General features: G+C 61.7%; 21 protein-coding genes and 5 pseudogenes. 13 read left to right on the top strand and 13 right to left on the bottom strand.

The genetic code is table 11. From position 1 onward, the window contains the following. Positions 1 to 632, bottom strand: a pseudogene (locus tag V5A38_RS08225) (phosphate ABC transporter permease subunit PstC); the annotation flags it as partial. Positions 633 to 680: 48 nt separating this feature from the next. Continuing rightward, a complete protein-coding gene (locus V5A38_RS08220; RefSeq protein ID WP_332325274.1) occupies positions 681 to 1709 on the bottom strand; it encodes a PstS family phosphate ABC transporter substrate-binding protein in 1029 nt (342 codons plus the stop codon). 648 nt (positions 1710 to 2357) lie between these two features. Here V5A38_RS08220 and V5A38_RS08215 point away from each other — a divergent pair. Both V5A38_RS08215 and V5A38_RS08210 read left to right on the top strand, forming a co-directional pair. After that, a complete protein-coding gene (locus V5A38_RS08215; RefSeq protein WP_332325273.1) occupies positions 2358 to 2915 on the top strand; it encodes a hypothetical protein in 558 nt (185 codons plus the stop codon). Between the two features lie 795 nt (positions 2916 to 3710). Further along, a complete protein-coding gene (locus tag V5A38_RS08210) occupies positions 3711 to 4094 on the top strand; it encodes a hypothetical protein (protein WP_332325272.1) in 384 nt (127 codons plus the stop codon). A 317-nt stretch (positions 4095 to 4411) separates the two neighbouring features. Here V5A38_RS08210 and V5A38_RS08205 read toward each other — a convergent pair whose 3' ends face one another. Further along, the gene (locus V5A38_RS08205) at positions 4412 to 5200 is read right to left on the bottom strand and encodes a sulfite exporter TauE/SafE family protein (RefSeq protein WP_332325271.1); all 789 of its coding nucleotides are present in this window, start codon (positions 5198 to 5200) and stop codon (positions 4412 to 4414) included. Between the two features lie 149 nt (positions 5201 to 5349). Between V5A38_RS08205 and V5A38_RS08200 the strand changes: the two genes are divergently transcribed. The 3 genes from V5A38_RS08200 (at position 5350) to V5A38_RS08190 (ending at position 9393) form a co-directional block, all read left to right on the top strand. After that, positions 5350 to 7728 (top strand): cation-translocating P-type ATPase, encoded by a 2379-nt coding sequence (locus V5A38_RS08200; RefSeq protein ID WP_332325270.1) that lies wholly within the window; start codon positions 5350 to 5352, stop codon positions 7726 to 7728. 158 nt (positions 7729 to 7886) lie between these two features. Further along, positions 7887 to 8126, top strand: a complete 240-nt coding sequence (locus V5A38_RS08195) for a hypothetical protein (protein WP_332325269.1) — start codon at positions 7887 to 7889, stop codon at positions 8124 to 8126. A 229-nt stretch (positions 8127 to 8355) separates the two neighbouring features. Continuing rightward, positions 8356 to 9393, top strand: a complete 1038-nt coding sequence (locus V5A38_RS08190; protein ID WP_332325268.1) for a DUF1177 domain-containing protein — start codon at positions 8356 to 8358, stop codon at positions 9391 to 9393. A gap of 138 nt (positions 9394 to 9531) precedes the next feature. Here the strand turns inward: V5A38_RS08190 and V5A38_RS08185 are convergent, their stop codons facing one another. Beyond that, positions 9532 to 10044 (bottom strand): Lrp/AsnC family transcriptional regulator, encoded by a 513-nt coding sequence (locus tag V5A38_RS08185; protein WP_332325267.1) that lies wholly within the window; start codon positions 10042 to 10044, stop codon positions 9532 to 9534. 329 nt (positions 10045 to 10373) lie between these two features. On the opposite strand from V5A38_RS08185, the pseudogene V5A38_RS08180 reads away from it, so the two are divergent. Both V5A38_RS08180 and V5A38_RS08175 read left to right on the top strand, forming a co-directional pair. Then, positions 10374 to 10487: pseudogene (locus V5A38_RS08180) on the top strand (2,3,4,5-tetrahydropyridine-2,6-dicarboxylate N-succinyltransferase); the annotation flags it as partial. Between the two features lie 551 nt (positions 10488 to 11038). Continuing rightward, entirely contained in the window at positions 11039 to 11446 is a 408-nt protein-coding gene (locus V5A38_RS08175) for a hypothetical protein (RefSeq protein ID WP_332325276.1), read from the top strand. A 36-nt stretch (positions 11447 to 11482) separates the two neighbouring features. Here the strand turns inward: V5A38_RS08175 and V5A38_RS08170 are convergent. Next, positions 11483 to 11734, bottom strand: a pseudogene (locus tag V5A38_RS08170) (winged helix-turn-helix domain-containing protein); the annotation flags it as partial. A 551-nt stretch (positions 11735 to 12285) separates the two neighbouring features. Between V5A38_RS08170 and eno the strand changes: the two are divergent. Together eno and V5A38_RS08160 are read left to right on the top strand one after the other, a co-directional pair. Then, positions 12286 to 13578, top strand: a complete 1293-nt coding sequence (gene eno / locus V5A38_RS08165) for a phosphopyruvate hydratase (protein ID WP_332325266.1) — start codon at positions 12286 to 12288, stop codon at positions 13576 to 13578. 39 nt (positions 13579 to 13617) lie between these two features. Continuing rightward, on the top strand, positions 13618 to 14982 hold the full coding sequence (locus V5A38_RS08160) for a DUF4147 domain-containing protein (protein ID WP_332325265.1): 1365 nt from the start codon (positions 13618 to 13620) through the stop codon (positions 14980 to 14982). Between the two features lie 17 nt (positions 14983 to 14999). On the opposite strand, the pseudogene V5A38_RS08155 reads toward V5A38_RS08160, so the two are convergent. Beyond that, positions 15000 to 15244 (bottom strand): annotated as a pseudogene (locus V5A38_RS08155) (aldehyde dehydrogenase family protein); the annotation flags it as partial. Positions 15245 to 15672: 428 nt separating this feature from the next. Between V5A38_RS08155 and V5A38_RS08150 the strand changes: the two are divergent. From V5A38_RS08150 to V5A38_RS08140, 3 genes are all read left to right on the top strand, one after another. After that, the gene (locus V5A38_RS08150; protein ID WP_332325264.1) at positions 15673 to 17028 is read left to right on the top strand and encodes a M28 family metallopeptidase; all 1356 of its coding nucleotides are present in this window, start codon (positions 15673 to 15675) and stop codon (positions 17026 to 17028) included. A gap of 193 nt (positions 17029 to 17221) precedes the next feature. After that, positions 17222 to 18313: an Ldh family oxidoreductase gene (locus V5A38_RS08145; protein ID WP_332325263.1), complete on the top strand. Its 1092-nt coding sequence runs from the start codon at positions 17222 to 17224 to the stop codon at positions 18311 to 18313. Between the two features lie 210 nt (positions 18314 to 18523). Then, complete coding sequence (locus V5A38_RS08140; protein ID WP_332325262.1) at positions 18524 to 19864, top strand: aspartate aminotransferase family protein; 1341 nt, start codon at positions 18524 to 18526, stop codon at positions 19862 to 19864. A 59-nt stretch (positions 19865 to 19923) separates the two neighbouring features. Here V5A38_RS08140 and V5A38_RS08135 read toward each other — a convergent pair whose 3' ends face one another. From V5A38_RS08135 to V5A38_RS08115, 5 genes are all read right to left on the bottom strand, one after another. After that, positions 19924 to 21885 (bottom strand): CocE/NonD family hydrolase, encoded by a 1962-nt coding sequence (locus V5A38_RS08135; RefSeq protein ID WP_332325261.1) that lies wholly within the window; start codon positions 21883 to 21885, stop codon positions 19924 to 19926. Then, complete coding sequence (locus tag V5A38_RS08130) at positions 21878 to 22681, bottom strand: creatininase family protein (protein WP_332325260.1); 804 nt, start codon at positions 22679 to 22681, stop codon at positions 21878 to 21880. The genes V5A38_RS08135 and V5A38_RS08130 overlap by 8 nt, the downstream gene beginning before the upstream one ends. 69 nt (positions 22682 to 22750) lie before the next feature. Next, entirely contained in the window at positions 22751 to 23413 is a 663-nt protein-coding gene (locus V5A38_RS08125; protein WP_332325259.1) for a cytochrome c biogenesis protein CcdA, read from the bottom strand. A 1-nt stretch (position 23414) separates the two neighbouring features. Next, positions 23415 to 23942 (bottom strand): TlpA disulfide reductase family protein, encoded by a 528-nt coding sequence (locus V5A38_RS08120; protein ID WP_345786278.1) that lies wholly within the window; start codon positions 23940 to 23942, stop codon positions 23415 to 23417. Continuing rightward, on the bottom strand, positions 23939 to 24616 hold the full coding sequence (locus V5A38_RS08115; protein ID WP_332325257.1) for an SCO family protein: 678 nt from the start codon (positions 24614 to 24616) through the stop codon (positions 23939 to 23941). The genes V5A38_RS08120 and V5A38_RS08115 overlap by 4 nt, the downstream gene beginning before the upstream one ends. A 367-nt stretch (positions 24617 to 24983) precedes the next feature. Here V5A38_RS08115 and V5A38_RS08110 point away from each other — a divergent pair, with 367 nt between their 5' ends. After that, positions 24984 to 25352, top strand: a complete 369-nt coding sequence (locus tag V5A38_RS08110; RefSeq protein WP_332325256.1) for a high-potential iron-sulfur protein — start codon at positions 24984 to 24986, stop codon at positions 25350 to 25352. Positions 25353 to 25373: 21 nt separating this feature from the next. On the opposite strand, the gene V5A38_RS08105 is transcribed toward V5A38_RS08110, so the two are convergent. Continuing rightward, positions 25374 to 26279 (bottom strand): universal stress protein, encoded by a 906-nt coding sequence (locus tag V5A38_RS08105; RefSeq protein WP_332325255.1) that lies wholly within the window; start codon positions 26277 to 26279, stop codon positions 25374 to 25376. A 107-nt stretch (positions 26280 to 26386) separates the two neighbouring features. Then, a pseudogene (locus V5A38_RS08100) lies at positions 26387 to 26572 on the bottom strand (RNA-guided endonuclease TnpB family protein); the annotation flags it as partial.

Here is a 26572-nt window from a genome sequence, read left to right as displayed (position 1 = left end):
CTGAGGCTGTCCGGCACCGCGCTCAGCGCGTCCTCGCTGATCGACGAGACCATCGGGATGATCATGATCCCAACGACGACGCTCGCCGACAATGCGTTGAACGTACGAAGTGACGGCATGACGAGCGTGAACTCCGGGAGAACGGGAATGCCCGGCGGAATGAGCTGTGCGGAGAACGGGAGAACGCTGTCAATCATCGGTGTGACGTAGACGAGCGCCATGTAGCCGTAAATGACGGTCGGCACGCCGGCGAGAATCTCCAATGCCGGTTTCAGTATCGACCGAACCTTGTCGCTCGCGTACTCGCTGAGATATATCGCCGCCGCCAGCCCGACCGGCAGTGCGATGACCGCCGATAAGACGGTGACGATGAGCGTCCCGCTTATCAGCGGAAGCACGCCGTACGACTGCCTGATAACCGGACTCCAGTTCGTTCCGGTAAAAAACGCGATCGGTGATATCTCCGACCAGAACGAGAGCGCTCGTCCCGATAGTGCGAGGATGATCCCGACGGTTATGAGTATCGTTAGGACGGCGCTCGCTGCGATCAGGCGGCCGTAGAGTCGTTCTTTGCGAACGACGAACCCGCTCCGTTGGAGCGATCCGACCCCGCTCTCCGATTCTTTGCTCATGTAACTTAGCAAAACGTGAGGTGTGTAATCAGCGTTCCCGTTCGGGCTCTACGCGCTGTACTCGTACTCGCCGGCGATCGCCGCTTCGAGGTTGGCGAGGTTGTCCTCGACCATCTGGTCGCTGGCCGGGACGTAGCCGATGTCGCTGGCGATATAGTCCTCGTCGGACTCGTTGATGTAGTACTCGATGAACTCCTGGAGGTGATTCTTCTCTTGGATCTTGCCCATGTGGCCGTAGGTGAACAGCGGCCGAGCGAGCGGGTAGTTCCCGCTCTGTGCGCCTTCGAGGCTCGGCTCGACCGGGTCGCTGTCGCCCTCGATGAGACTCAGTGCCTTGACCGAGTCCGGGTTGTTCGTGTAGTAGGCGAAGGGAAGGTAGCCCATCGCGTACTCGTTGCCGTCGACGCCCTGTGCGATCAGGTCGTCCTCCTCGGTTCCCTCGAAGTCCGAGCGGATCGGCTGATCGGCGTCGGTCTCGCCGATGACGGTCTCGGTGAAGTAGTCGTACGTGCCCGACGTGCTTGCCGGACCGTACAGGTCGAACGGCTCGTCGGGCCAGTCCGAGTTGACGTCCGACCACGTCTCGGGCGCGCTGTCCGGCGACCAGATGGTCGCGAGGTCGTCCAGCGAAATCTCGTCGATGAAGTCGGCGTCGTTGTTGACGACGACGGTGAGCGCGTCCTGCGCGAGGAAGAACTCGACCGGCTCGATGCCGTTGTCGCGGCAGCGCTGGAGTTCTTCGTCTTTGATGGGTCGGCTCGCGTTGTTCATGTCGCTGTCGCCGGGGATGAAGACGTTCTCGAACCCGCCGCCGCTGCCGTCCCGAGTGAGGTTGAAGCTCACGTCCGAGTTCTGTTCGCTGAACTGACGAGTGACCTCCTGCGCGACCGGGTAGACGGTACTGCTCCCGGAAATCCGGATGTCGCCCGACAGCGTCCCCGATTCGTCATCACCGTTACTGTCACTGGCACCGCTACTGCTACAGCCGGCGACTGCTGCGAGACTGGTCGCACCAGCCGTTGCGATGAATTTCCGGCGAGATACCTGGTCTAACAGCCTGCCTGAGTCCTTTGCCATCACCGAGGACAAGCGGGACAGGTAATAAGTAAGCTTCTAAGAGTACTATGTTCTTTGGCGTACCTCTATATAGCTATACCATGGCTACCTCTGTCAAACACTACTGGGCTTGCGAGAGAGACGGTTGATACGGCCGTAAGGGGCATTCTGCCGGTTGTCTGATCGCCTGCTGACGGACGACTCTTCTGGCGCTATTCCGCACGCAGTCAGTGGTCTGAACTGTCTCTTGCAGCCGAACGAGGCGTGAGTACCAACTACTATATACTTTACAGAACATCGTCATTTACCTGGATAAACCAAGTTTGGCGCGAACGCTTCGTCGTACTGGGAGTGAGTGTATATATTCTTGATTCTGGAAGCCGCTGGCAGTGTATACAGCTAACCGGTGTCCGGGCATCGAGGTTCGACTGGTGATAAATCCACGATTGTCCATCCCAGCTAACTGTTGTTTTGCGAATCCTCGACTGAATGGGTACACCGATATCTGGACAACTCGAAGGGGATGGCTCGTGACCGGTACTCCCAAATTCAAGAACGCGGCCCCGCTCGGTTCGAACGCGTCGGGGTCCCGATACCCAACTCGCCACGTGATAGGACCTCGTGTCTGGTGTATTTAACCACAGCCACCCTATGTAGCTGTATACCACTATGGAGGAACTCGACCGTGTGTTAGGCAGGTATGCGACGAGCCAGGAGCTCATGGACCAGATCAGGTATACTGCTGAGTCGTTGAGCATGGAGTTCGACCAGTGGGGCGAACAGCACGTGAGTGGCCCGAGCCTGTATCTGTTGATTGTTTCCGAGATCAATTTCGACGCGTACACCGACCCGATGGGAGATAACAGGTGGCCAGTCGATCGGTGCCGGGTCGTCACTGAGTCGCCCGACGCGTTCACGCAGGTCGCCAAAGACGTGGCGTTCAGCCGGGATGGGGCTATCGTGGTGACGGGGGATGGGACAGTGCAAAAGCAGATGGTCCGGGTTCGCAGCCCGAGCCGAGAGTCCATCGAGGCGTTCGACAAACTCGAATACGCCGAGTGGATGGGAGCCAAGCACATGAGCGCGCTGGAAACCTCGATCCGGGAGGAAGTGCTGTGGGTGATCACGCTCAGTGAAGAAAATGGACGCGTCACGACATTTCTCGACGGCACGTATCAAGACTACCCGCGCGAGGATATCGGCGGCCGGTGGCGGCCCGAAAAATAGCAGGCCGACCTGTTCCCACGAGGGCTGATGCGGCGATGGTATCGGCTTCGAGACACCCGGCCGCCATACCCGGGTGAAATCACCTGTGGGCCTCCGGACCGCTCAGCAAGTCGGTTCTCTCTGGAATTGATGTTTTCACCTGCGTTGGCGTAGTAAGATTCACCCTGTCTACGACCGGGTGGTGTTGTAATTCGGCCGGCAGCGAAGCTAAGTGCTTCCCTGACATCTCCTCATCGGTGACCAACAGGGAGTAGTGACCGGGAGACCGGCGCTTTCTTGTCTGCCTGCTGTCACCAACGGATCGTGATGCTTCCGCCCGCCACCCACTCGCGACGGACTCTCCTCGCCGGCGTTGGCGCCGGTCTCGCTACCGCGCTCGCGGGCTGTAGCGGGTCCGAGACCCACCAGTTGTCGCCGTCGGCGGCACGCTCGTCACCGACCACACGGTGGCGATGACGCGCTCTGACGAACAGCCGTCGATCATCGCTCCGCAGGAGACCACCACCGGCGCCGGGAGCGTCGACGAGAGCTCGCCTCCGCCCGAACCCGTTCCCTCTACGTCGTCGAGAGCGAGAGCGATACTGAGGCACTTGCGTACGCCGAGGATGCGACGAACGTCCAGTTCTGCCGGGCGATCCGCGACGCCGAGATTGACTGCGAGCGAAACGCCCGCAACCACGTCGCCGCAGCCGCTCGGCTCCCCTTCCCAGGCGACGAGTACGGCGGCTTCTCCGTCGGTAGCGGCGGGAGCTCTGACCCGATTCCCGAACGCTACCTGGACGAGAGTGAGTCGGCATGAGTCGGCAGACGCGCCGCTCGATGCTCGCCACTGTCGGCACTGCACTCACGAGCGCGCTTGCGGGCTGTAGTAATCTGACTCCCTTCTCCGAAGCGACGAGTGTCGAGTACGACGAATCGGCAATCGCCGCGCTCCCCGGGGATATCCCGCCGGTGCCCCCTGCGACCCCGGTCCAACCGACGGACGCTCACCTCACGAGTGCACGCGACCGCATTCGCTCGCTCCTCGACGACACAGGCGTCTCGCAGGTCCCGAACGCCGTCGTCCGCGACCGACTGGCAGCGGCGAATGTCGGAGGCTGGCTGCAAGCATATTCGTCGAGTCGCAAGCGCGGTCGTGTTCCGAGAGCTGACGGACGGCTCCCAGCGACCTCGGATTAGCTCTCCATCCCCAGTTCATCAGTAGGTGCTGGTTGAGTCCAAACAATCCAAGGCTCCTTCGCGACTATCCTCGACCCATCCCTCGGCATCGGAACACGTTCCCTCGGACCGAGCGTCGGGCAGCAGGAGCGGTCCCAGTCGACGTCGTTCCCGTCGCGGACAGCCTGGCGACGAACGTCACAGAACCGCGAGAGCGGAACCATCTCGATGATGGGGCGTTTCGACGCACGCACCAGAACCGACACCTTTGCTCGACCCGTAGCCGCCCTGTGACCCATCGAACCGGCGTCAAGCCGGGCGGTCGCCGTTGCGAGCTGTCAGAACGGCGTATAAACCGGCAGTTCGATATGGGGGATGGAAATCCCGAACAGTTCGAGCGAGTGGGCAATCGGCATCCAGCCCATGGCGAGGAAGGCGACGCCGAGAGCGCGGTGGAGTCGGTCACGGTGGCGGTTCCCGACCGATCCGATGACGGTCCCGTAGAGCAACAGCGTCGGGAACGTTCCCAGTCCGAGCAGCGCGAGCGAGACGGCCCCGACCCCCGGCGATCCCTGTGCGAACGCGTAGAGGAACGCGGGGTAGAGAATCGGGCAGGGCAACAGCCCGTGGACGAGGCCGAGTCCGAAGATTCCGGGCCCATTGGCCCACGTGTCGACACGGCCGGCGAGTCGGCTGTAGACGGTCCCGAACCATCCGCCGCCGCCAAACAGCCCGTGGCCGCCGAACTCGCCAAGCACGTACCGGGCACCGACGGTGAGGATCAGGACGCCGACGATCAGCCCGGACACCGCACGGACGGAGTCGCCGATCGCAGTCACCGTCGACGCTGCACCGAAGAACACGGCGCCCAACGCGCCGAACAGCGCACCGATGACCGCGTAGCTCACCGTCCGGCCGGCGTTGAACAGTGCGTGCTGTCTCACTTCGTACAGCGAGAGTACGCCTTCGCGGCCGCTCTCCATCCGGTCGGCGTACATCGTCACCAACGGCCCACACATGCCCAGACAGTGCGCGCCGCCGAGGATGCCGACGACGAGGAAGACAACGATCTCGACCTCGCCGGTCGGGAGCGGGCCGGCATGGGCCGGCACCACGGCGGGACTCATCGCTCACCTCGCGCAAACATGGCTCGCCGCGCTGCCGCCGGTCGATCAGGGGTCACTGGGCAACGCTACGGGCGGCACGGGGTTTTGCATTCTGGTGTGACTCTCGAAGACCCCCATGACAGGGACGCCGATAGCGAGGTGAGCACCGAGTGAGCACGACCGCCGACGAGGACGAGTGCGCACTCTGTGGGCTCTCGCTCGCCCGTGGCCGCGTCGAGGGTGAGAACGCGGTGTTCTGCTGTACGGGGTGTCGGGACGTCCAGAACGCGCTCGGCGACGCCGATATCGACGCCGATGACGTCCGCGAAGCGAAACCCGACGACGCTGCGCTGGACGAGGAGCGGCCGGAAGGCCACGAGCGGTCGTACTTCCACGTCAGCGGGATGCACTGTACAACCTGCGAAGCGTTCCTGGAGTCCGTCGCCGACGCCGAGGACGGGATCAGCGGCGCGCAAGCGAGCTACGTCACCGAGACGGTCCGTGTCGACCACGACCCCGAGCAGCTCGACGAGGAGACAGTACAGGACCGACTCACGACCGCCGGCTACGTCGCTGACGACCGCGAGGGGCGGACCCCTGGCGCCGAGGCCCAGGACACGCTGCTCTGGCGCATCGCCGCAGGCGTCATGCTCGGGATGGCAGTGATGGTACCGTACTCGGTCTACATCTACCCGGTTCACTTCGGACTCTTTCCGCCGCGGCTCGCCGAGATGGCCGAATCGCAGCTGCAGTCTGCGAGGTACTTCTACGTCGTGCTGTTCCTGCTCACGTCGCTTGTGCTGTTCGGGGTGGGAAAGCCGATCTTGCGGGGCGCGACCGTGAGCCTGCGCGCCCGGTCGCCCAACATGGACTTACTGGTGGCGCTGGCTGCGGTCAGCGCGTTCGCCTACAGCACGATCACGGCTGCACTCGGCCGGATCGACATCTACTACGACGTGACCGTCGCCATCGTCGTCGTCGTCACGGCGGGTAACTACTACGAGTCGTCGATCAAGAAGCGCGCGATGGGATTGCTCTCGGAGCTTGGCGGTGAGCAGGTCTCCGAGGCTACCCTGATCGACGACGCCGGCGCGACCGAGACTGTCGACGTGAGCGACCTCCACGCGGGCGATCGCCTGCTGGTCCGAACCGGCGACCGGATTCCCGTTGACGGCACCGTCGTCGACGGCGAGGGAACCGTCGACGAGGCGGTCGTCACCGGCGAGTCCCTGCCAGTCTCGAAGGAGGCAGGTGAGCAGGTCGTCGGCGGGTCGGTGCTCTCGAACGGCTCGATCACCGTCGAAGTCGGTGAGGGTGCCACCAGCAGTATCGACCGCGTGACGAACCTGCTGTGGAACCTCCAGAGCGCCAACGGCGGCGTCCAGAAGCTGGCGGACAAGCTGGCGGTGATCTTCGTCCCGACGGTGGTGCTGCTGGCGGCGATCGCCGGCGTCGGATACCTCGCGCTCGGCGCTGGCCCGACCCGCGCGGTACTGGTCGCGTTGACCGTGTTGCTCGTCTCCTGTCCGTGCGCGCTGGGGCTGGCGACGCCGCTCGCGGTCGCCGCGGGCATTCGTGATGCCATCGAGCGCAGCATCGTCGTGTTCGACGAGACGGTGTTCGAGCGCTTCCGTGGCGTCGAGACGGTCGTCTTCGACAAGACGGGGACGCTCACAACGGGCGACCTCGAGGTCAGGGACTCCGACGCCCCGGCGGACGCACTCGCGGCCGCGGCCGCCGTCGAGCGCCGGTCCTCACACCCGATCGCGACGGCTATCACCGACGCGTTCGAGACCGATTGGGACGACGACCCCGTCTCGGCTTTCGAGAGTCACACGAACGGCGTCGTGGGCACCGTGGCCGGCCACGAGGTCGTTGTCGGTCACCCCGACCTGCTCGAGGAGCACGACTGGACAGTCCCGGACGGACTCCGCGAGCGGGCTTCGAACGTCCGCGAGGAGGGCGATCTGCCGATTCTCGTCGGCCGCGACGGCGTCGCTGAGGGGCTGCTCGTCCTTGGCGATCGGCCCCGGCCGGGCTGGGAAGAGACCGTCACTGCGCTCGCCGAGCGCGGCGTCGAGGTGGTGTTGCTCACCGGCGACGAGACCGAGGCGACGGCGACCTACCGTGAGCATCCGGCGGTCGATCAGGTGTTCGCCGGCGTCCCTCCGGAGGGAAAAGCTGAAACCGTGCGTCGGCTCGGCGCGGGCCGGACCCTCGCGATGGTCGGCGATGGGACTAACGACGGGCCAGCGCTGGCCAGCGCCGATCTCGGGATCGCGCTGGGTAGCGGCACCGCCATCGCTGTCGACGCCGCCGACGTGGCCATCATCGACGACGACCTCGAATCGCTTGAGAGGGTGTTCGACCTCTCGAAGGCAACCGGCCGGCGTGTAAAACAGAATATCGGCTGGGCGTTCTGCTACAACGCTATCGCGATCCCACTGGCCCTTTCCGGGCTGTTGAATCCCCTGTTCGCCGCCGTCGCGATGGCCGCGAGCAGCCTCCTGGTGGTGACGAACTCCTCCCGCCCGCTACTCGAGGAGTAGCCCGGCGGGAACACCTACGTATTGCTCTCCGAGTCGGCGCTCTCGCTACTCCTGAGTGACGGCGCGCTCGGCAACTTCGAGACCCGCTTTATTCACCCCCCAAGTGGGTGTTCGGAGTCCGAACGACGATGCCACCGTTTCCAGATAAATTGACAATCATGTCCGTCGACGACGAGGCGGCCGTCGAAGCGTTCGACGTAGTGAACGCAGCCTTCCGGTGGGGTGTATCCGCCGACGGCGACGACGAGCTCACCCACGCGCTACAGGCGTATATGAAGGAACAGATGGCTTCGTCAAAGTACCCACGCCCTGTGGAGTACGTCGACGAACTCCCAACGATAGCGTCAGGTAAAACCCGCTGCATCGACCTCCGCGAGCGCAACTGGTTCGGTGAGTAGCAGGGAGTCGACGACCGGTCCCGTCAGCGACGTGGGCCGACGGTCGCTACGCCACCGACGTGTCCGACTCAGAGCCTCGGGTTTACCCGAGTCTCAGCAATTTCGCGTCGAATCCCCGTCCGCTTCCATCCAGGCGGTGACAGCACACTCTCGACAGCTTTGAGAAGTTGTGTCTCGGAGGCCAAGGGGTCGAGACGTGTTCCTGCGGTAACCGCCGAGGTTCGTGGCTGTGAAAATAATCGCTCGATTCCTGCTAACCCTGCTCGCTGCTTCAGCGGCGAAGAAGCGTTTCAGGGCAAACAACTATATTCAAATCGCTCTGTACGGATGTATGTTCAACACGGTCCAGCGCGCCTACAACGTTCTCGAGTACGCCGATGCGGACGGAGATTCGGTAGTAGAGGACCTCGAACGCACCGGAGTGGACGCCGAGATAACTACACTGTCCTCCGAAGCTGGATCGACGGATTTCGTCGAAATACTCGTTCCGGGATGCGATTCCGAGGCTCCAACGCTCGGGGTGGTGGGGCGATTAGGTGGAGTCGGTGCGCGACCGGACGAGATCGGGATGGTTTCGGACGCCGACGGGGCCATCGTTGCGCTGGGTTCGGCGTTCAAGCTTGCCGAGATGTTCGAACGGGGGGATCGGCTTCCCGGCGACGTTCGCATCGCGACACACGTCTGTCCTGATGCGCCGACAATCCCACACGACCCGGTCCCGTTCATGTCCAACCCGATCGACATGGCGACCATGGTCCAGCACGAAGTCCACGAGGAAATGGACGCTATCCTTAGCGTCGATACGACCAAGGGAAACCGGGTACATTGTGAACGGGGGTTCGCGATTTCACCGACGGTGAAAGCGGGCTGGATACTGAAGCCAAGCGAGACGCTGCTCGACGTTCAGGAGCGAGTTACTGGCGAACCACCAAGTACGCTCACTGTCACGCCCCAGGACATCACCCCCTATGGAAACGAGATTCACCACATCAACAGCATCTTCCAACCGACGACAGTCACGGACGTCCCCGTCGTGGGAGTCGCGACAACGAGCGTAACCCCTGTTTCTGGCTCAGGAACTGGCGCTAATTACGTTCCTGACCTCGTTGAAGCTGCCTCCTTTGTCGTCGAAACTGCGAAGGATTTCACACGTGGCCGGGCCTCATTCTACGACGAGGCAGAGTTCGACCGACTCCAAACCCTGTATGGATCCATGGAGCATCTCCAGACGTCCGGCTCACCAGCCGCTAACCATCACACGAGGTGACGGCCGATCCACGGCGAGCGATGGTTGCATCGTTCTGTCCGGCAGTATCAGTCAGGATCTTCTGTTGAGAAGTATTCAATCAGGCTTGTGGGTACGTGGACCCGTGAGATACCCCAGATAAAGCGTACTCGAGTGTTCTCAGTCGTTGATGACGAACTCCCGAGCCTCCTCAGTGAGGTTCGACGTCACTCCGTTATCGTGGAATTCTTGCATGACGAACTTTGAAGACGTCTCATTCACCCCCTCAATTGCGACGATGCGCTCGATGAGGCTGTTCAGTTGGTCGCGTGATTGGACGCGACTGATCACGACGAAATCGACATCACCCATTGTGTAGTACACTTGCTCAACGCCCCGAAGCTCTCGGAGCTCCTCCCCGATATTTTCGGAGTATCCTGACTCATGAGTAACCGATACGTTCGTTATCGCGGCCATCTCGAGCCCTAACGCGAGCGGGTCGATATCGGCAGTTACACTTTCGATGACACCGCTCTCTTTGAGTTTCTTCACCCGATAATGAACTGCGGATTTCGAGATATCCAACTCGTCCGCAAGAGTTTGGAGGTTGACATCGAAATCTTCCTCAACTTGTCGGAGAATCTCGAGATCGGTCTCGTCGAGATTCGGCGCCTTTCGGAGCGACTCGTTCATGCAGACCCCTCCCTACAATGGAATGATAGGCAGTTTGTCCCCGCCGCTGAACGACTGGCGGACACGGAACAGGCGCAATCCGGTTCTTCCGGTCGCATTATATGATCACTTTTGAGCTACCCACTCCTAAACGAGTGGGTTTTGCTTGTGGTGACGGCATCCATAGTTTCGGACCTGTAACTCCCGCCGCTCGGGATTCCTCCGCCTGAAGGGAGAGGAGAACTGCTATGAAACACTGCCCCCACTGGTAAAATCGACGACAACTCTACACAGGCTATCAGAAGATTGATAATTCTCTCCGCGAAGCGTGAGCCGGTTCTGGAGTTGCGGTCGCGGACCACGACCTCATCGACGGTGGCGCGTACAAGCCCGCCGTGGTGGCGACAGACGTCGAAGCGGAGACGTTAGCGGCGACAGAGCGTGAGGCTGCGCTCCGGGAGTGACTACCCGAACCGCGTGCACCGTCTGGGACGGGGGGATCCGGCTCCCGAGCGTTTTGTAATCGCCAGTTATTGACCGGGTCTTACTGCCGGAGAGCAGTCAATACAGAGTTGCTCACCAGCCGCTAACCATCACACGAGGTGACGGCCGATCCACGTCTCGCTCTGTCTGCGCGTGCTGTTGGTGACCGAGCCCTGGACGCCGCCCTCGACGTAGACGTTCGCCCAGTCGGCCCCGCCGCCGTTTCGGATGATGGCGTTATCGAACCCGTTGTTCGAGCTCGTTCGCAGTCGGCCGGCGTCGGATCTGTCACCTCGGGACCAGTATCGACCGTCGGGGTCGATTCGAGTTCTCCGCCGTCGCCGCCGAAAGGTACCCCTCCACATCCCGCAAGAAGGCCATCCCAATCGTCGTCCCTGCTTGAATGAGTCTCCTACGTCTCGTACGATACTATTTGATCCTGGGGGTTCATATAAACCAGGCAATATTACTATTGGGTGAGAAATTTGCGGGGAATTACCTGTTCGGCCAGTGGTTCTTCTAGTGAAGGACAATGTCAACGGACACCAACCAGGCCGATGTCGCTGGAGCTTCGAGTCAAGAGACTGAAACAGGTCTTGACCAAAACATTGCCGCTACCCTCGCCTACGTGCTCGGTCCTCTGAGTGGCATCGTCATGTTTCTGGTCGAATCGGAGAACGACCACATTCGATTTCACGGTGCCCAGAGTATCGTCGTATTCGGTGGGCTCTTCGTGGCATCGATAGCATTGAGTTTCATCCAGATCATCGCCGGGTTCAGCGATATCCTCCAGTTACTACTGGGGGCGATCCTCAGTCTCCTCGGCCTCGTCCTCTGGCTCGGGGGGGTCATCCTCTGGGTCTACCTGATCGTCCGAACATACCAAGGCAAGGACCCTCAGATTCCCGTTGCAGCCGGTATCGCAGAGGACCTCGTCTAAGAGACGGGGTGTGATTAGTATGGCAATAGCAAACAGTGAAGACGACTCTGGCCGAGGGTTCTTCCAATAAACCTCGGCCTTCTTCATGAGTCGCTGGACGTGTCGGCGGGAGTAGGCAACATCGAACTCCGCGATGAGATACTGTTGAGCGAGCGCAGTTGTCCAAGCTGGTTCATCGTCTCTCGTCTCTTCGGGTGGTTGCTGGAGTGCCTCGGTAAATTCCAGGAACTGTTCCTCAGAGAGTTCCGATGGTCTTCCTGGCCGTTCATCATCGTAGCCCGCGTCTTGCCTCGTTGAATCGGAAGACTGCATTGGGGGAGGGTTAATTGATCACAGTTTTACAGAATACAAGGAGAATGCCTCGGAGCTTGACCCCGAGGCGATTCACGGCGTCAAAGACGGGTTTTCGAACTCAGAGTGATTACTGCGAGTCTGTCCCGCCGTGACCATCCGTGTCGGTGATGGGAGCCCCTGACCCGGCGGCGTTCGACACCGTCGATGAACCGATTCGCCGTAATCACTATCAGAAGATGCAGTAGCCGTCTCTTCCGGCGTTGCTGAAGAGTCAGAACTATGGTACCTAGCGTCCTTACCTCGAGGACAACGGCGATGCCTCTCTCGGATACGTCCGGAGAAGAGGTGCAGGCGGCGAACCCTTAGACGGGTCGTCAGAAGGTTTGATACTTCACTCTGTTATGTCCCTGCTCAGCGGGAGCGTCCGGCAGTTGTTTTCGCGGTGAATTATGAATTGTTCTACCAATCCTTATAAGTAACCGGCTCCAGAATCCAGCGATAACTGTTCCACGACCGACCTGCGGTTACAGGTTTCAGAGAGATAAATGACCCAGATCCAGGATATACGTGCTCGAGAGATCCTCGATAACCGCCTCGAGCCGACGCTGAGGGTGACTGTCGAAACTGCCGCGGGGTGTGCCACGGCCGACGTTCCGGCCGGTCGCTCCCGCGGTGAGCACGAAGCTGTCGAGGTTCGCGATCGTGACGACCGGTACTCCGGGCTCGGGGTCCGACGCGCCGTCGCGACCGTCGAGGAACAGATCGCACCCCAACTTCGGGGTCGATCAGTGTTCGAACAACGGCTGCTCGACGAGTTACTCGTCGAAATGGACGGGACCGAGACCAAATCCACCCTCGGGGGGAACACGATCACGGGCGTGTCCCTCGCGTGCCTGAAAGCTGGTGCGACTGCGGCGTCACAACCGTTGTACCGGTACATCGGTGGCGCGACCACGTCCACTCTCCCGATCCCCTTCTTCGACATGATCGAAGGCGGAGAACTGTCCGGTAGTGCGTTGCCGTTCCAGGAGCATCAGGTGGTGCCAATCGGGGCCGAATCCGTCTCAGAGGCGGTCCGACTGGCCGCCGAGGTCTACTACGAACTCGGCGATCTCGTGGCGGCCGAATACGGAGAAGCCTCCCTCAACGTCGGCGACGAAGGGGGATACAATCCGATCGGACTGACCGACCCCCGCGACGCGTTCGACCTCGAACTGCGGGCAATCGAACAACTCGGATATCAAAACGCCTTCGCTCTCGCCGCAGACGTCGCCGCGTCGCAGTTCTACGATCCGGATACGGACCGGTACGCGATGATGGGGACAACGATGACACGGGACGATCTGCTCGAGTTTTACGAGGACCTCGTCGACTCATATCCGATCATCTCACTTGAGGACCCCCTCCACGAGAACGATTTCGAGGGGTTCGCCGAACTGACTGACCGTCTCGATACTCAGATCATCGGCGACGACTTGTTCGTCACAAATCCAGACCGGATTCACAATGGAATCGCACGTGGTGCTGGGAATGCGCTGCTGTTGAAAGTGAACCAGATTGGCACCGTCACCGAGGCGTGCGATGCAGCCCAGTTGGCCGCGCGAAACGGCTACTCGATACAGGTTTCTGAGCGGTCAGGGCAGACAGCCGACACGTGGCTTGCTGATCTGGCAGTCGGGCTCGACGCTGGACAGATCAAGACCGGCGTCACACGCAGCGAACGAACGGAGCAGTACAATCGGCTGTTCGAGATCGAAGCCAACCTCGGGCAGGCAGGAACCTACGGTGCTGGCTCGTCCAAAAATCAGCCCTTCGGTTCTGCGGGTGAAACACTGTGAGTTGGACGCCGCGAGTTGACGATCACCAGGAGGCCGACCGTGATAGAAAACGGTGAGACACTCACGGATCACGGAAACCGTCATGTTCGTAGCGATCTCCTCGACATCGCAACGCAGGCGATAGCGCAGGTCCAGCCGCGCACGACCGTTCCCGAGGTGGTTTCGGTAGACGGGTCGACGCTTCGCCTAGATAGTCGAACGGTCGATCTCGAGGACGTCAACGACGTCTATCTCGTCGGAGCAGGCAAGGGTTCAGTCGATGTCGCGGACGCCCTCCTCGAACTCCTCGGCGAGCACATCGTCGACGGTATCGTTGCAGAGAAGAACGGGCAGGAGCGACAGCTCGAGGGAGTGGAGGTTCTTGGCACAGGCCACCCGCTTCCCGACGAGGCGAGCTTGGAAGCCGGCACGAGGATTCTCGAACTCGCGAAAGACGCCGGTCCAGCGGACCTCGTCCTCGTCTGCATCACCGGCGGCGCGTCCGCACAGTCGGTCGTGCCAGCGGAGGGGGTTTCCATGGCCGACCTGCGGACGACGACCGACGTCCTCTTGCGCTCGGGCCTCCCGATCGAAGAGATCAACGCCGTCAGGAAACACCTGTCTGAGATCAAGGGCGGACAGCTCGCCCAGCACATCGCTCCCGCGACTGCCGTAACCTTCGTCGTCATCGACGAGGTCGCAGGCGAACCGTGGGGACCGACTGTCGGCGACGAGACGACGTTCGATGATGCACTGACCGTCCTGTCCCGCCATGGCATCGAACAGCGCGTGCCAGCGTCCGTTCGTGACCATCTCGTGAGCGGGCGTGAGTCGGACGTGCCCGAGACACCGGGCCGAGCAGCCCTCGACGATATCGACACGTTCGAGGTCATCTTGGCTGAGCCAGTCGATGCATGCGAAGCCGCCGCCCGACACGCGGAGCCGCTCGGCTATGAACCGATGATCCTCTCGACGTCGATCGAGGGCGAAAGCAGCGAGGTCGCAACGGTCTTGGCAGGAATCACGGATGAAATCCGGACGCATGGCCGTCCGATAGAACCGCCCTGTGTGGTGGTCTCCGGCGGTGAAACCATCGTGACCGTTCGAGGGGATGCTGGCGATGGCGGACCGAACCAAGAGTTCGCGTTAGCCTACGCGCTCGAATCTTCCGACTGGGCCGACGTGACACTGCTGGCCCTCGGAACTGATGGGACGGACGGGCCGACGGAGTTCGCTGGCGGCCTCGTCGACGCAACGACAATTCCCAGAATAATCGAAGAGGGCGAGGATCCGTGGATGCACCTTCGACGACACAATTCGTCGGAAGCACTCGACCTCGCCGGCGACGCGGTCCGGACAGGACCGACCGGTACGAACGTGATGGACCTTCGGTTGCTCGTGGTCGAAGAAGCGGAACGCCGGTAGCCGGTGGTCGCCGAGCAGGCGTCCGGCCAGCGTTCGATGTAGATCGCCATACCGGTGTAAAACTGGATCATGTCCTCACCCTGTGCGTGGAGGTCACCAAAGAACGAGGCCTTCGGGCCACCGAAGTGCCAACGTTCACGCCAAGGTTCCCGACCTCCGCGTGATGGCGGAACTTCCGAGCGTCCACACCGCTGCCAGTAAAGAGACCTGCCGCGTTCCCGTACTTGCTCTGGTTAAGGACCGTAATCGCTCCATCGACGTCCTCAGCGTTGCTGAACGGAACGTCGGCGAGCCATTTTCCCGTGACTGAGTTGATAACTTCCCCACCATCGTCACCCGCTGGTCTTTTCGACTCACCGTCAATGTAGTTCTGTACCTCTCCTTCCGAACCCGTCGTTGATTTTTGCCATGTTGGTTGGTGTCGTGATGAAGAAAATACACTTTCAGAACAGGCTCACTCTTAGTGTGTCTAAACCGCAATTATGGCTATACTCGTCTCTTTTCTCGCAAATTTGTAAAACAATATTAAATATAGACACAGCTCTGGCAAAGATTAATGCAGTTCGGAACTATGCGCTTACGCATGTCAGACTATGAGATGGCTGAGAAAGAAGTGGCAGACATCGACGAAGCGGTGGCGGTTCTGGATGCGGCCCTCGAAGTTTCGGACGGCGCGATGGAGGAGACATAATGACGAGCCTGGCCGAAATCGCCGGCGATGGCTTCACCAACGACTACCTCTGGGACTTGCACGAGGCACTGACTGATATCGGGAACCGGCTGACAGGCTCCGACGGCGAACATCAGAGTGCAGCGCTGCTCCGACGACGCTTCGAGGATGCTGGCCTTCGAGACGCGCAAATCCAGGAGTACGAGGCTCCGACGTGGGAGCGGGGGTCGGCGTCGCTCCGGGTCGACGGGACTGTCTCGCGAGCGTTCGATGAGAGTCACGAGATACTCGGGTTACCCGGGTCACCGCCGGAAACCGTCGAGGCAGCGGTCGTCGACGTCGGGCCGGGGCTTCCGGAATCCTTCGCCGACCACGACGTCGCGGGGAAGATTGCACTCGTCTCCAGCCAGAACCCGCCGGACTACGGACGCGCGATGAACCGTATCGAAAAGTACTGTTTGGCCGAGGAGCACGATGCGGTCGGCTTCCTCTACTACAACGACGTCCCCGGATGCATCACACCGACTGGGGCGATTGGATTCGCCCGCGACGGGACCGGGACGATTCCGGCAGCAGGGATCACGCGCGAAGTGAGCCGTCGAATCCTCCGTTGGCTCGAGCGCGACTCGATGACAGCAACCCTTTCGGTCGATGCGACCGTCGACCGGGGGACCTCGAAGAACGTCGAAGCGGTCGTTGGACCGGACACCGACCGCGAGATCATCGTGAGTGGGCACCACGATGCTCACGACATCGCTGATGGGGCACGCGACAACGCAGCCGGAACCGTACTCGCTGCGGAAGTCGGAAGACTGCTCTCGAACGTCGACGATCTCGAAACCAGCGTTCGGATTATCGCCTTCGGTGGAGAGGAAACCGGTCTGTACGGGTCTCACCACTGGATGCAGACCCATGACCCATCTTCAGTGGAAGCGCTCGTCAATCTCGACGGGATTGGCTTCAGCCGATCGCTCCGCCTCGGCGGCGACGAGACCATTGCCGAGGCCTTCCATTCCGTCGGCGACGAGCTCGACGTTCCAGTCGAGTCCGAGCCCGGTCTCTCCCCATTTACGGACGCGTGGCCCTTTGGGCGTGAGGGCGTTCCGGTCGTCGTTGGCCGATCTGCGAGCGAGGGGTCCGGACAGGTGGTTCGGTATGGCCATCAGGAGTGGGGCCACACACACGCCGACACCATCGACAAAATCGACCAGCGGGACATGCGCGACCTCGCGATTCAGCTCGCTGCCGGCGTTCGCGAGCTCTCCAGCGACGCGTACCAGCCGGAACACCGCACAACTGAAACTGTGCATGCCGAGCTGCCGGACGCGCTGAACGAGTATCTCGAGCGGTCGGGCCGTTTCGACCGGTACCTCTGACATCCTCCCACGACTGAAGTCGTGACGTGTCACGGTCACAGGACGTGGCCACGACAGAGAGATTCCCATCTGGTCCTCCCGCACGGATGGGTTCTGCAGGAAGTCGAACGGCAACAGTTTGTCTCAACTGCAAACCGGCCTAGAATCGCCGCTGTCCAAACCGTTTATTCCCCGGAGCGGGCACCAACGCGTCATGAGTCGCGTCGACGCCGACGAACTCGAGTCGTTCGCCACGGAGGTACTCCGAACGTCGGGGACGTCGGAGGAGACGGCACAAGCTGTTGCCCGATCACTTGTCGAGAGCGATCTCAGAGGCCACACGTCACACGGTGTGCTGAGACTGCCATACTATCTGGAACTTGTCGAGGAAGGGGCTATCGATCCGACCACTACTCCCGAGATTAGCAGAGACGACGGCACGACGGCGATTATCGACGGACGGGATGCGTTCGGACAACTCGTCGGCCGAGAGCTATCCGCACAGCTCGTCGCTCGCGCCGCGGAGCACGGAGTCGCCGCTGTGGGCGTCCGCGACGCGACGCATCTCGGACGGGTGGGTGAGTGGGCCGAACGAGTCTGCGGCGAAGGCCATGCAGTCGTCGGGTTCGTCAACAGCCAGGGTGGGGGTCAGCGGGTCGCTCCAGCGGGAAGTTCGGATCGACTCCTCTCGACAAATCCACTGGTGGTCGGGCTTCCGAGTTTTGGCGCTCTGTCACATGATGTGGTGCTCGATATGGCCACGAGTCAGGTCGCTCACGGCAAACTCCGAGAGCGACGGCACACCGGCAAATCGATCCCGGAGGGGTGGGCCGTCGACGAGGACGGCAGCCACATTCGCGATATCGAGTCGTTCTACGCGAAGGAGGGAGCGATCCGACCACTCGGTGGCGCGGTCTCCGGATACAAAGGATTCGGGTTGGCCGTGCTTGCAGAGCTCATTGCAGGGTGTTTCGGCGTCGGCGACGTCGCCGGCATGGCCACGCCCGCGTATTCGAACAACGCAGCCGGCTTTATGGCGGTCGATATCGAGCGATTCCTGACACAAACGGACGTCGCCCGGCGTGTCTCGGCAATCGCAGATCACATCGACGCCGCCGGAGCGGACGCGGTTTCCACTGGCGCCGGGTCAACGGGGGACCAGCCCCGAATTCCTGGCGCGATAGAACACGAACAGCTGACGGAGAACCGGGAGGCTGGCGTCCCTATCGATGACCGTCTCGCGACGGCGCTCTGGAAGTTGGGTGACCGTCTCGATATCACCCCGCCAGTGACGCAAGCCGAGTAGCCATCGTTCCGTCGGTGGCGTCGAGTTTGAAGCCTGCTTGGTTGTCCGTGAAACTGCGGAACTCTCGTGGTTTTCCAGTTCAACGAGCCAACGCCATCAAAGAGAAATATATTCATTCCTATCTCGAATTCAATAGAACAAAAAACAGTAATAAGACTAAATCAAAATATTGTACAAAACATTCTTAATGTTACCTAACGATGTTATGCTATGGCAAGTCAACAGTCTGATCGCAACGAAATCGAACGGCTCGACCGAGAGTATACACTGGGGACCTGGACGCGACAGCGTGACTTCGACCCGACTGAGATCGTCGACACGGAGGGCCCCCGTATTGTGACCGCCAACGGAGACTCGATTCTGGACTTCAGCAGCCAGTACGTCTGCACGAGCCTCGGGTACGACGCTGAGCGCGTTGTCGACGCGATCGCCGAGCAGGCCAGTAACGTCCCATACGTCGCCCCTGGCTGGTCGACGGAGCCGCGTGCCCGTCTCTCGAAGAAACTCGCGGAGATCACCCCTGGTTCATTAAAAAAGACGTTCTACTCTACCAGTGGCACTGAAGCTAACGAGGCGGCGTTCAAAATTGCGCGTGCATACACTGGCAAATATAAGATCCTCTCCCGGTACCGCTCATACCACGGTGCGACAGCTGCCTCGCTGTCCGCCTCCGGCGATCCCCGGCGGGTCGCGCAGGGGCCCGAAATCCAGCCGGAGGTGCCCGGCATGGTGAAGGGGCCGGATCCGTACGCGTATGGGTCGAGCCTCGACCCGGATCAGAGCCTTGAGTATATCGAAGAGATGTTGCAACTTGAGGGCGATACCGTTGCGGCCGTGTTGGTTGAGCCGCTTGTAGGCTCGAACGGCGTGTTGACGCCACCGGACGACTATCTCGTTCGACTCCAGGAGATCGCCCACGATCACGGCGCACTGCTCATCTGCGATGAGGTCATGACAGGATTCGGTCGCACCGGTGAGTGGTTCGCTTCGGAATTATACGATGCGGAGCCGGACATTATCACGATGGCGAAGGGGCTAACGGGCTCGTACCAGCCGCTGGCAGCGACGACTGTCTCCGAGGAAATTGCGGAGTTCTTCGAAGACAACCTGCTCAATCAGGGACACACGTTCGCAGGACACCCGACCGCATGTGCCGCCGGTGTCGCGGCAATCGAAACCTATGAGCAAGAGGGGCTCGTCGAGAATGCGCGCGAGATAGGCGAGTACCTGACAAGCGAGCTCGACGCACTGGCCGAGCGCCACCCGAGCGTCGGCGAGCGCCGCGGTGTCGGACTCCACCAGGGGCTTGAACTCACCCGGAGCGAAATGGAGCGCGTTCCCTTTGAGGAGCGCAGCGACAAGGTCTCCGGACGAACGACCGTTCTCGACGAGGTCAGCGCGCACGCGCTTGACAACGACGTGTATTTTTACACATCGGTCAACACGATCGTTGTCACGCCGCCGCTAACGATCTCCGAGACAGAGGTCGACGAGGCGGTCGCCGCGCTTGAGGAAGCGCTTGAGGTCTCTGACGCCGCGATGGACGCGTAGCTACTCTTCGGGAAGCTCGGATTTCCTGTTCTGCTGGAGCTCATTTGAACACTACCAGTCTATGCCGTCCAGCGTTTCAGCTCGGAGTAGAACGTCTCCTCCTCACGCTCGAGTTCGCACTGCATCGTCGCGAAGGACCGAGTCACGGTGGTGTGGACGCGTGACTGAATCGCTTCGGTCGGGAAGCGCAGCGTCGTCGTCGTCTCGCGCTCGATCGTCTCGGAGCTGAGTGTCTCCCGCTCGACCGCCGCCTCGATAGCCATCTCGTAGTCGAACCCGGCGTCCGCGAGTGAGTTGCTGTAGGACTGCTCCAGCGATACCGTGACCGTATCGTCGGAGTGTGAGACGGTCGTCTCCCAACTCGGGGCGGCCGGTTCCCCATAGACGTCCTGGGGCGGGTCGAACGCCCACGTGTCCGCGAACGTGGGACTCCCGTCGTGGAACCGGCCGGGCAGCGAGAGCGTCGACGGCACCGCCGAGGAGGACTCGAGGACGAACCCAGCGCTCCCATCGGGCGGTGAGACGTACGGGAAGAACGCCCCGCTGACCGCGACTCGGATCCGGTGGCCCGGCTCGAAGACGTGAGAGGTCGGTCGCAGGGAGACCGAGGCGGAGCGGGCCTCACCGGGCGTCAGCGGTTTGGACGTGACACCCACTTTGCCCGGCGGGTCGATCTCGCCGTTCTGGAGTTCTGCTCGCGTGACGCCGTGCGTGACGAGCGTCCCCGTTCCATCGGGGGCGACGTCGACGACGCGAACGGCGACGAGCTGGGCCGTCCCGTCTGGAACGACCGTGAGTGAGGCGCTTCCGGTGCCGGTCAGTTCGAAGGCATCCTCGAGTCCGCCTGTCTCGTAGGTGAGCGACCGGTCGTCGTCGGGTGTGGTGTCGAGGTCCGTCCCACCAGAGATCTCGAAGCCGACCGACGCGGTGCCGACGCTGTAGTCGACGTCCCACCGGTCGGAGACCGGATTAACGTCGTCATCGGCTGTTCGAAGTCCGCCCGCTCCGAGGGAGAGAGTAACCGCCTCCACGTCGGTATCGACGGTCGGCCAGGTCTCACGCTCGCGCCACTCCCCCGCGAGCGAGTCGTCCTGTGTGGGACGTTCGGTCCAGTAGCGGACCGACGGTGCGGGCTCACGGTTTGGGGCATCGTCGTGGAGGTGCTCGTCGAACCAGGCCTCGACTTCACCGAGGAAGTCGATTCGGGCGGTTTCGCCCTGCTCGGGCATGGCGTGGCGCCACGGCCCGAGAATCACCTCCGTCCGCGCGTCGATGCGCTCTGCGTAGCTAACGGTGCCACCGCCGAACGCGTCGCGATACCCCCCGACTGCGAGGGTAGGAACGGAGATCTGTCCGACTGGGACGTCCTTCTCGGCCCAGTAGTCGTCCTTCTCCTGGTGGTCGAGATACTGGAACAGGAACGGATTTCGGTCCCGGAGGCCTTCGAGCCGGTCATCCCAGCGCCCGGCCCAGTCATCGATAGTTCGGTCGGTAGGCGGCTGTAAGGGGAGATATTCGAAGTTGGGTGCCCACTGCCCGCAGGTGCGCAGGAACGCCAGCGCGCCGCCGTCGAAATACGCGTCGTAGATGCGGGTGGGGGCGTGAATCGGGACGATGGCTTCCAGCCCGTCGGGGTTCTGTGCCGCGATCTCCAGTGATGTCGTCCCCGGGTAGGACTTCCCGATGAGGCCAACAGCGCCGTTGGACCAGCTCCGGTCGGCCAGCCACTCGACGACTGTGGCCCCGTGCTGGCCCTCTTTTGCCGTGAATGGCTCCTCGACCAACCCGTCGGAGGCGCCCGTGCCGACGGCGTCGGCGACGACGAACTCGTAGCCGGCGTCGACGAAATATTCCACCATCGGGTCCGAGCGCGTGTCCGAGAGGTCGTCCTTGTGGTACGGGGTGTAGACCAGAATGACGGGCCTTGGCCGCGTTTTGGCGGGTTCGTGGCGCGTCGCGCGGACCGTCTCCCCGTCGACGGGGATTGTCAGGCTGTGGACCTCACCGGTCTCCTTACTCATCAGCGGCCTCCGAATCTGCGGCGCCGAGTGATTCGACGAACTCGGCGGCATCGGCGACGAGCTCCGCCCACAGCTCCTCACCTTTCTCCGGGGCGGCCAGCGTCGGGTCACCGACGTGTCCGAGATCGCCGTCTTCGGGCGAGTGGGCCGTACTCGGTGTCAACACCCGGTCGTCGTTCCCGATGAGGTTGACCGTCTGATAGGGGGCCGTCTCGTGGCTCTCCTTGACAAACGCCTCCTCGTCGACCAGCTCGGGATAGCGAGCAAGCATGTACGAGGTTTCGAACTCCCCGCCGTGCATCCCGTCTTCGGGGTCGCCGTCGCGGAGTCGTTCGTGGACGGAGATGCCCAGCCGGAGCGGGTCGATCGCTGCGAAGGAGACCTCCGGGTGCCGTTCCGTGCTCTGCTGCATCGCCGTCTCGATCGCCGGGAGGTTGGCGATCCGGTGTCCGTTGACGGTGATGATGTTCTCGAACCCGTGCCCGGCGAGGCTCGCATAGACGTCCTCGAGCACCGCCACCACGGTTTCCGTCGATAGCGATACTGTTCCAGGGAACTCGAGATGGTGGTTCGCGTCGCCGTAGGGGATGAGCGGCGCCGTAAGCACGTCCGTGGCGACCGCGATCTCCTCGGCGAGGTCACGTGCCTGGAACGCGTCGACGGCTAACGGCAAGTGAGGGCCGTGTTGCTCTGTCGATCCGATCGGAACGATCACCGTCGGCGATGCCCGCGTTTCGAGATACTGTTCGACATCCGGCCAGCGGAGTTCTTCCAGTCGGTGTGTGGAATCGGTCATACTGCCAGTTGTTTTCCCGTGTAGCATACCTCTGTCGACTATCTCACCCTGCATTTGCTCATCATGGGTTTATGACAGTACCCCGAGTTCGAACACTGCGAGATAAATCTGCCCACCGCCTGCCAGTATCATCAGCACGGCTGCACCCTGCTGGACTCGTCTCGAGTAGTTGCCTATGGTGCGCCAGGAGTCGATTCCGGCCCCTGCGAGCAGTGTCACTCCGACAAGTGGGAGCGTCACCCCAAGTGCGTACACTGCCAGTACGAGAACACTCGAGTGGACCGGCAACCCGAGCGCCTGGGTCACCACACCGAAGAACAGTGGCACCACACACCCCGCTGCGGCGACCGCGTACACGGCACCGAACACGCCGAATCCGGTTACCGACGCCGGTCGCGCTGGAAGTGGGATGCGGAGCTCCGGTCCCCGCTCCAGAATCGTCATGAGGCCGAATCCGATCAGCCCGAGTCCGACGACCGGCTCAAACAGTGGGAGTGCGGTCTTTATCGGCCGTCCAACCGCGAGGACGAGCAGCGCGACGACGGTGAGGGCACCGAGGGCGCCTCCCGCAGCGGCTGCGGCAGGTCCGAGCATCCCCGCGTCCCTGTCGTTCTCGCTCAGGTAGTAACCAATGTAGCCCGGAAGAAGCGGGAACGCACAGGGGGCGAAAAACGTCGCAAGGCCGGCGCTCGCGGCGAAGGCGACGGCTCCGCCCACTGCAGTTTCGACCATCTTATTCCAGTGAGTCGAGTTGGTCGCGAAGCGTCTCCTTCCCGACGAGTCCGCTGTGACCGAACTCGATGGTCCCGTTCTCGTTAGTGATGGCGATGTAGGGAAGCCCTCCAGCCCCGAACGCCGACAACAGTTCGCTTCCGGGGTCCAAACCGACGGTCCAGGCACCATCGTTGCGACTCCACCACTCGGCGATATCGGCTCTCGTCAGCGTCTCGCTCGGGCGTTCGTTCGTTACGGAGATGAACGACACATCGTCGTACTCGGGCCGGATCGCGTTCAGTACTTCGAGCTGGTCGTCGCAGGGGGCACACCACGTGGCGAAAAGATCGACCACGGTGACGGTATCCCGTGTCGGCACGAGCGCCTCGCCCGCCGTCGATCCGCGTGCATCCAGGGTTTCGAGGCGTATCGGGAGCTGCTCCTCCCCACGAGACTGCATCCCGGGCAGACCGGTTTCTGCGACCCACAGAGTTCCCCCTGTCAGTCCGAGCCCTGCGATCCCTGCGACGGCCTGCCGGCGGTTCACGCGTTTCTCACCGCTTTCAGGTCGGAGATGATCTTCTCCTGGTCGGGGGACTTCGACCGGTAGGCACGCTCGACGAAGCCGTCACCGTTGACGAGCAGCGTCAGTGCCAAGTGCATGAACATGTACATGTCCATCTCCTCCGGTTCAGTCCGCTGGAAGCCGACGCCGAACTGGTCTTGTACGACGGCTTTGGCCCGCTCTTTCGAGGCTGGCCGGAAGAACTGCCAGTTCTCGTTATCGGCGTCGACGTTCATTAACTCGGCGTACGTTTGGAGGCGCTCGGCAGTATCGCGGGCGGGGTCGAACGTCATCGGGAAAAACGAGACGGCGTCACCGTACCCGTTGTTCTGTGCATGGGCCTGGATATTTCGCTGCGTCGAGATGAGGACTGGACAGACCGTCTGGCAGTGGCTGTAAAAGAACGTGAGCAGCGACGGTTGCTCTCCGTCACGGAGGCGAATCTCCCGGGACTCCATCGGCGCGGGGACGGTTACGTCCGGAATCTGCTCACCCCAGGCTGGATACGAAACGTCGCTACTCTCGAATTCTCGGTCGGGTTCCCCGAGGACGACGTCGGGATTCGAATCGCCGAGTCCGACGCTCCCGAGACAACCGGCGAGTCCGCCGATCGCTCCTGCCGTTCCAGCCGATCTGAGAAACGTCCGTCGATGCATACCCGGAAAGTGGGGCTTCGAATACTTGGCCCGTCTGGTCCGTCTCTCGAAAACGCTCTACTGGGCACTCTCTCAGAAACCGGACCGATGAACGCAACTCCTGTTTTGCAAGAATATCCGCCCGACTAGCTACGAATGGTCCTCGATCATCACGCTCCAGACGGCTTCCTGTTCCTGCCTGCCACGGACGCCGGCGCAGGTGTCGACATTTCTCAGAGCGGTTCGTAGGACGGCCGCCCGGGAGGCCGATCCCATAGATCACGCTATTGGCGCTCCGTGAACCACGGGACTGCGAAGCTCTCGGGCTGTCCTCAGTGGGTGAGAATAATGGGCAGCTATTTTCTCCACTGGCCCGTATTTTTAGAAAATGTTAGATAAAGAGTCAAATTCGCGTCGGCGGTTCCTCCAGTTATGCGGTACCACGATGCTCACCACCAGCCTCGCCGGCTGTGGCGGGAACGGCGGAAACGGCGGCACGCCGACCGCGGACAGCGACGAGGTCCCTCCGTCCGAACGCACTGCCACCTCCCAGGGTGGCCAGGAGCGTGACCCCGATAGCGTCGTTGCGCCGTCGGACCTCAACTACCAGGATGAGCCGAACGGTGACGAGCAGTGCTCGAACTGCCAGTTCTACATTACCGACCAGAACGATGACGGAATGGGCGCCTGCACCCTCTTGTCCGGAGAGGTCAGTCCGAATGGCTGGTGTAGCAGCTACGCCCGCTACGAAGGATAACCGGTCGTCTCGTCTCGACTCCTATCTTTCCGTCATCGGGACACAGCAAACCGGAAGGTCCGAATGGCGGACGACCGCCTCCGTCACGCTGCCGATGAGATACCGTTCGATCCCCGAACGACCGTGCGTTCCCATCACGATGAGGTCGATATCGTGTTCCTGACTGTAGGAACGAATCATTCGTGCTGCCGGACCAGTACCGAGGGACGCGTTGGCACTGACGCCTGCGTCCTGGGCCCGCTCACGGACGGTCTCGAGTGCGGCCTGGCCGGCTCGTTCGAGCGCATCGTGGATGTCGGCCATCTCTGTGCCCCCGACGAACCGGCCCGTATCGACCGAGTAGACGGTATGTACTGCTGCATCGTACTCTCGCGCCAGATAGAGACCCCAGTCGATCGCGAACTCCGCCCCCTCACTGCCGTCTGTCGGGAGTAGGAGGTTCTCGTACTCGATATCGCCCACCTCGACGACGTCCTCACTCGGCGGAACCAATACGACTGGGACGCTGGCTGTTCTGAGTGTTTTCTCCGCGACGCTCCCGAGCAACACCCGTTCGAGCCCCGTTCGGCCGTGGGTCCCCATGACGATCATGTCGATGTCGTTGGTTTCCACGTAGTCGGTGATCGATCGGAACGGGATGCCCCGCTCGACAGCAGTCGTGATTCGTCCCGAAAGGTGGTTTCGGGCCAGCTGGGCGACATCGTCGACCGCGGTTTCCGCTTTCTCTTCGAGCAGTTGCTTCTGTTTGGTCTTCGGGTCGGCGTCCAGCTGCGACAGCGAGGGCGAGAGCTCACGGGTATCGACGACGGACACCACGTGGAGGTCGGCTCCCACGGTGGCTGCGAGGTCGACCCCTCGACGTTCGCCTGGTTCAGATCCGTCACTCCCATCAGTTGGAACGAGAATCGACCCGATCGATTGATCCATATGGAAAATTCGTGGGTCCGGGTGTTAACACTCGGTTCAGTTCTCAGTGTGTGGGCAACTCCGGATGAGTGAACTACCCCACCCTACCGCTCGCCTGACGGCTCGCGCTTGAGGCTGCCGACGCGGTAGCCGTTCTCTTTGCGCCCACGGAGCGTCGAGAGGTTGTCGTACAACCGCTGAACGACTTTCTGCAGAACCTTCGAATGAACGCTCGTGAGGTCGTCCCACCACTTCTTGAGGCTCGGCAGGAGCTTCTGTTCGCTGTATGCCGAGGTGTCGTCGGTGCGGTTGAG

It is taken from the genome of Halolamina sp., from assembly GCF_036626355.1.
Classification (GTDB): Archaea; Halobacteriota; Halobacteria; order Halobacteriales; family Haloferacaceae; genus Halolamina.
This window is presented reverse-complemented; position numbering and strand designations above follow the sequence as displayed.

Bases quoted from the DNA above. Each gene is read 5' to 3' on its own strand.
- V5A38_RS08195 (WP_332325269.1), top strand. From the start codon at position 7,887: ATGTCCGTCGACGACGAGGCGGCCGTCGAAGCGTTCGACGTAGTGAAC.
- V5A38_RS08105 (WP_332325255.1), bottom strand. From the start codon at position 26,279: ATGGATCAATCGATCGGGTCGATTCTCGTTCCAACTGATGGGAGTGAC.
- eno (WP_332325266.1), top strand. From the start codon at position 12,286: ATGACCCAGATCCAGGATATACGTGCTCGAGAGATCCTCGATAACCGC.
- V5A38_RS08110 (WP_332325256.1), top strand. From the start codon at position 24,984: ATGTTAGATAAAGAGTCAAATTCGCGTCGGCGGTTCCTCCAGTTATGC.
- V5A38_RS08145 (WP_332325263.1), top strand. From the start codon at position 17,222: ATGAGTCGCGTCGACGCCGACGAACTCGAGTCGTTCGCCACGGAGGTA.
- V5A38_RS08140 (WP_332325262.1), top strand. From the start codon at position 18,524: ATGGCAAGTCAACAGTCTGATCGCAACGAAATCGAACGGCTCGACCGA.
- V5A38_RS08175 (WP_332325276.1), top strand. From the start codon at position 11,039: ATGTCAACGGACACCAACCAGGCCGATGTCGCTGGAGCTTCGAGTCAA.
- V5A38_RS08125 (WP_332325259.1), bottom strand. From the start codon at position 23,413: ATGGTCGAAACTGCAGTGGGCGGAGCCGTCGCCTTCGCCGCGAGCGCC.
- V5A38_RS08130 (WP_332325260.1), bottom strand. From the start codon at position 22,681: ATGACCGATTCCACACACCGACTGGAAGAACTCCGCTGGCCGGATGTC.
- V5A38_RS08115 (WP_332325257.1), bottom strand. From the start codon at position 24,616: ATGCATCGACGGACGTTTCTCAGATCGGCTGGAACGGCAGGAGCGATC.
- V5A38_RS08205 (WP_332325271.1), bottom strand. From the start codon at position 5,200: ATGAGTCCCGCCGTGGTGCCGGCCCATGCCGGCCCGCTCCCGACCGGC.
- V5A38_RS08215 (WP_332325273.1), top strand. From the start codon at position 2,358: ATGGAGGAACTCGACCGTGTGTTAGGCAGGTATGCGACGAGCCAGGAG.
- V5A38_RS08185 (WP_332325267.1), bottom strand. From the start codon at position 10,044: ATGAACGAGTCGCTCCGAAAGGCGCCGAATCTCGACGAGACCGATCTC.
- V5A38_RS08135 (WP_332325261.1), bottom strand. From the start codon at position 21,885: ATGAGTAAGGAGACCGGTGAGGTCCACAGCCTGACAATCCCCGTCGAC.
- V5A38_RS08150 (WP_332325264.1), top strand. From the start codon at position 15,673: ATGACGAGCCTGGCCGAAATCGCCGGCGATGGCTTCACCAACGACTAC.
- V5A38_RS08220 (WP_332325274.1), bottom strand. From the start codon at position 1,709: ATGGCAAAGGACTCAGGCAGGCTGTTAGACCAGGTATCTCGCCGGAAA.
- V5A38_RS08210 (WP_332325272.1), top strand. From the start codon at position 3,711: ATGAGTCGGCAGACGCGCCGCTCGATGCTCGCCACTGTCGGCACTGCA.